General features: G+C 38.4%; 6 protein-coding genes. 3 read left to right on the forward strand and 3 right to left on the reverse strand.

The features are described from left to right. The coding region (locus CBG25_RS03790) for a hypothetical protein (protein ID WP_290604058.1) at positions 1 to 197 on the reverse strand (197 nt) is incomplete at its 3' end. Between the two features lie 230 nt (positions 198 to 427). Between CBG25_RS03790 and metJ the strand changes: the two genes are divergently transcribed. Further along, positions 428 to 745: a met regulon transcriptional regulator MetJ gene (gene metJ / locus CBG25_RS03795; protein WP_180816830.1), complete on the forward strand. Its 318-nt coding sequence runs from the start codon at positions 428 to 430 to the stop codon at positions 743 to 745. A gap of 175 nt (positions 746 to 920) precedes the next feature. On the opposite strand, the gene rpmE is transcribed toward metJ, so the two are convergent. Then, on the reverse strand, positions 921 to 1,136 hold the full coding sequence (rpmE, locus tag CBG25_RS03800; RefSeq protein WP_032116035.1) for a 50S ribosomal protein L31: 216 nt from the start codon (positions 1,134 to 1,136) through the stop codon (positions 921 to 923). A 222-nt stretch (positions 1,137 to 1,358) separates the two neighbouring features. Between rpmE and priA the strand changes: the two genes are divergently transcribed. Together priA and CBG25_RS03810 are read left to right on the forward strand one after the other, a co-directional pair. Further along, positions 1,359 to 3,548, forward strand: a complete 2,190-nt coding sequence (gene priA, locus CBG25_RS03805) for a primosomal protein N' (RefSeq protein WP_290604622.1) — start codon at positions 1,359 to 1,361, stop codon at positions 3,546 to 3,548. Positions 3,549 to 3,742: 194 nt separating this feature from the next. Then, the gene (locus CBG25_RS03810; RefSeq protein WP_290604624.1) at positions 3,743 to 4,093 is read left to right on the forward strand and encodes a LacI family DNA-binding transcriptional regulator; all 351 of its coding nucleotides are present in this window, start codon (positions 3,743 to 3,745) and stop codon (positions 4,091 to 4,093) included. A gap of 160 nt (positions 4,094 to 4,253) precedes the next feature. Here CBG25_RS03810 and CBG25_RS03815 read toward each other — a convergent pair. After that, a partial coding sequence (locus CBG25_RS03815) for a transposase (RefSeq protein WP_290604626.1) occupies positions 4,254 to 4,541 on the reverse strand: 288 nt, incomplete at its 5' end.

The raw sequence follows: 4,541 nt of genomic DNA on the forward strand, positions 1-4,541 counted from the left end.
CTTTTTTTGTCTATAGAAGGTTCAACTAATCGCCATAGGTCTTTAGGGCGGAAACATCTACTTTTTAACCATCGGCTAACCGTGTCATGAGATAAAGGCGATGGGCTGACTTCTGATAACGCCAAACTAGAGTATCTTACACTGCTTACTTGCAAGAATATTTTATAGATATCTTTAATGCATGGATAACCGGACAAAATATGAACATCCTGATTTTTTCTTGTTTTTAAATTTATACTTCTTTTTTAGAGACTGCGAAACTCGTGAATACTTTACGTTTAAATCAAGTAATGGGATAATTATCAATATTAAACCCGACAATAAACGATAGAATATTAGAAACTTATTAAACAAATTTTTGCCAATTAAGGCTATATTTATACAGCAACTAAATTCTTCTATTGATTGACTTAACTTAAGGTATCCCATGGCTGAGTGGAATGGTGATTATGTTAGCCCTTATGCTGAACATGGTAAAAAAAGCGAGCAAGTAAAAAAGATCACAGTATCTATCCCATTAAAAGTACTTAAAATTTTGACAGACGAGCGCACTCGTAGACAAATTAATAATTTACGCCATGCAACAAACAGTGAATTGCTATGTGAAGCGTTTTTACACGCCTTCACTGGGCAACCGTTGCCAAATGACGATGATTTACGTAAAGAACGTGATGATGAGATTCCAGAAGCAGCAAAAATCGTTATGCGCCAAAAAGGTATTGATCCAGACACATGGGAATATTAATTATTTGTCTTATTCTTTAAAGATCAAATAACTAAAGTTTTTTGTAAAAATAGTCTTAGTTTAATTGTTTTTAATTTAACAAATTTGATTTTATATAACAGTAACACCGCGGTATTAAGCGAAGTGTTACTCCTATATTATAAGCATGATTTTGGCTTGTATCATTGAGCCATTATTATTTTTTCATGCCTGGAATATTGAATCGCTGCTTGAAGCGATCAACACGGCCGCCGGCAGCCACATCACGCTGTTTACCTGTATAGAATGGATGACATTTACCACAAACATCCAAATTTAGATCATGATTAACAGTTGATTTAATTTTCATTACATTACCGCAAGAACAAGTCGCAGTAACTTCTTCATATTTAGGGTGAATATCTTTTTTCATAGAAAACCTCTACTTAGGCCGCATCGCTATCTAACCCTAACGCTAGACACCATACGTCAAATCGATTAAGAATAGTGGTTAGTAATCAAAATTACTAACAAAGGCGGCGGATCATACAGAAAATCTGTTTATAGCGCAATGAAATCTATTCAAATAATGTGATACTCTATCTTTATATGTCTTATAAATAAGCTGTATGACAATGATTAGGAACATCTAATAATGGCTATTGTTCAAGTGGCGCTCTCTGTTCCGCTAATGCGCGTTTTTGATTACCAATCCAATCTTCCTTTACCAGCTAAAGGTTGCCGGGTATTGGTGCCATTTGGCAAGCGTACTACCTTAGGTATTGTATTATCGCATAATCAAAATAGTGAGCTCAGTAGTGAGCAATTAAAAACCATTGAACAAGTGTTAGATCAAGAATCGTTATTTTCTGACAGTTTATGGTCATTACTACTTTGGGCATCTCAGTATTACCATCACCCGATTGGTGAAGTACTATTTCATGCACTACCAGTGTTACTGCGGCAAGGCAAAGCGGCAACATTTTCTCCGCTATGGCAATGGCAAATCACCCAGCAAGGTAAAATTTTTGCCCTAAACCAGCTTAAAAGAGCGCCAAAACAACAACAGGCGCTCGCATTACTACAGCAACAGCCCCTTTATCGTCATCAAATAACAGAATACCAATTGAGTGAAAGTGCACTACAAGCATTAAAAAAGAGAGCCTTGATTCAACTATTACCCATCCAACCAAAAATGGAAAACTGGCATACTAATTTTCATCTTTGCGGTGAAAAACCAAAACTTAACCTAGAACAGTCAACAGCAGTAGGGGCAATAAGTTCTCTATCAACATTTATGCCTTGGTTATTAGTGGGGATTACGGGTTCTGGTAAAACAGAAGTCTATCTCAGTGTGATTGAAAATGTTTTAGCGCAAGGTAAACAAGCATTAGTCCTGGTACCCGAAATTAGTCTTACTCCCCAAACTATCCAACGATTTAGTGAGCGATTTAATGCGCCTGTTGATGTGCTGCATTCCGCATTAAATGATAGTGAACGACTGACAGTCTGGTTGCGGGCACAAAAGGGACACAGTGCTATTGTAATTGGTACGCGCTCCGCATTATTCACGGCCTTTGCCAATCTTGGCTTGATCATTATTGATGAAGAACACGATAACTCTTACAAACAACAAGACGGATGGCGTTATCATGCCCGTGATCTGGCTGTTTTTCGCGCCAAAAAAGAGAACATTCCAATTATTATGGGTACTGCAACACCTTCGTTAGAAAGTTTTTATAATATTGAACAAGGAAAATATCACCGTCTAGATCTAACCCAACGAGCCGGAAATGCCAAACCGGCAAGTCAACATTTACTTGATTTAAAAGGCCAGCCATTAAAATATGGTATGTCAAGACCATTGATACAGCGTATTGAAGATCATCTGGCGGCAAATAATCAAGTGATGCTATTTTTAAATCGCCGCGGCTACTCACCAACATTAATTTGTCATGATTGTGGTTGGATTGCCGAGTGTTCACGTTGTGATCATTATTACACACTACACCATCATCAACGTCAGCTACGTTGCCATCACTGTGATAGTCAACTGCCAATCCCAATACAATGCTCACACTGCGGCTCAACACATCTGCTACCTGTCGGTTTAGGAACTGAACAGTTAGAAGAAGCTATTAACCAGCTTTTTCCTAATATACCGGTTACCCGCGTTGACAGAGATACCACTCGGAGGAAAGGCGCATTAGAAAAACAGCTAGCAACTGTCTATACAGGTGGTGCTCGAATTTTGATCGGCACCCAAATGCTGGCGAAAGGGCACCATTTTCCTGATGTTACTCTGGTCGCCCTACTGAATGTAGATGGCGCACTTTTTTCCAGTCATTATCGCGCAACCGAAAGATTTGCTCAGCTTTATATCCAAGTATCTGGACGGGCTGGGCGGGCCGGTAAACATGGTGAAGTGATCCTACAAACCTACCACCCTGAACATCCATTATTAGCGACATTATTAGAAAAAGGATATAACGCGTTCGCGACAGAAACACTAGCGGAGCGACGTGATGTTTTTTTGCCACCACATAGCAGCCATATCATGATCCGTTCAGAAGATCATCATAACCAATCGGCACCTGATTTTTTAAACAAGTTCCGCCAATATATAGAACAACATACCATGCGCGACTCACAACTTTGGTTAATGGGTCCTACACCGGCGATCCAAGCTAAGCGGGCAGGCCGTTTCCGTTGGCAATTACTACTCCAACATCCTTCGCGCTCCTATTTACAACAATTCCTTTCGCATATTTTACCTGAAATTATGGCATACCCTGAAAGTCGAAAAGTAAAATGGAATATCGATGTTGATCCAACTGAAAATTAGTCGCTGCTATTAATCATCTACTTACACCTATTGAAGCAAATAAAATTAGTTTTGTGCGAAGCTATTCTATAAATAAATCTAATTGAACGATTCAGGCAAATTTATTTACAAATTTTGCTGGCAAAGTGATTAAGATAAGTAAATGCATTGATTAAATAGGCTTAATTAGTCATTAAAGTATGCAAGGTGGAGATATGGAACAAAAGATAAATCACCACAACGCCACGATGAAGGATGTTGCTAACGCAGCAGGTGTATCTACTGCAACCGTTTCACGAGCATTCACTAGGCCAGATCAAGTTTCTTTCAAGACGCGCCAGAAGGTTGAACAAGCTACGTTGAAAACGGGTTATGATACCTATTGTCTGACAAAAAATACCAAATCAAGCAAAGCTAAAACTATTTTTGTTGCTATACCCGATATTACCAGCCCTATTTATCCTGATATTATTAGTGGCATTGAACAAGTGGCTGCTGAACAAGGATATATGGTACTGATTGGTGATTGTAAACATTATAAAAAAACAGCAACACACTCTTATTGATATATTTATTAGCCAACAAATTGATGGCATTGTGTTGCTCAATTCTGATATTCCGTTTTCACTCGCCAATAGAAAACTAAAAAATTTACCGCCAATAGTTGTTGCAAATGAATTTGTACCTGACTTCAATTTTGCTACTATACACGAGTTTCGCACAAAACTAATTTGGGTACGCTAATAAAACACGGATGTGCTCAGCAATAGCATTTTTGATTACGTCCCAATTTTGTTGATAAAGGGTTATTTTTTGAGATATACGACGTTTATGTTGTTCAAACCACGCAGAAATAGCGAGAAAAATATGATTTCTTTGCGCTCGGCTCGTGCGAGCCTGACAGCGTTCAATACCACAATTTTGTTTAACTTCTCGATGATAAACTTCAACAGACCAACGGGCATCCATGATAGATTTGACGTATTCACGGGTGGGATTCTCTTTGTTTGTTAC

Origin of the sequence: Arsenophonus sp. ENCA (assembly GCF_002287155.1) — a bacterium.
In the GTDB taxonomy this organism is placed as follows: domain Bacteria; phylum Pseudomonadota; class Gammaproteobacteria; order Enterobacterales; family Enterobacteriaceae; genus Arsenophonus; species Arsenophonus nilaparvatae.

What these genes read in the sequence shown, in the direction of transcription:
- metJ (WP_180816830.1), top strand. Translation starts at nt 428, where the DNA reads ATGGCTGAGTGGAATGGTGATTATGTTAGCCCTTATGCTGAACATGGT.
- rpmE (WP_032116035.1), bottom strand. Translation starts at nt 1,136, where the DNA reads ATGAAAAAAGATATTCACCCTAAATATGAAGAAGTTACTGCGACTTGT.
- priA (WP_290604622.1), top strand. Translation starts at nt 1,359, where the DNA reads ATGGCTATTGTTCAAGTGGCGCTCTCTGTTCCGCTAATGCGCGTTTTT.
- CBG25_RS03810 (WP_290604624.1), top strand. Translation starts at nt 3,743, where the DNA reads ATGGAACAAAAGATAAATCACCACAACGCCACGATGAAGGATGTTGCT.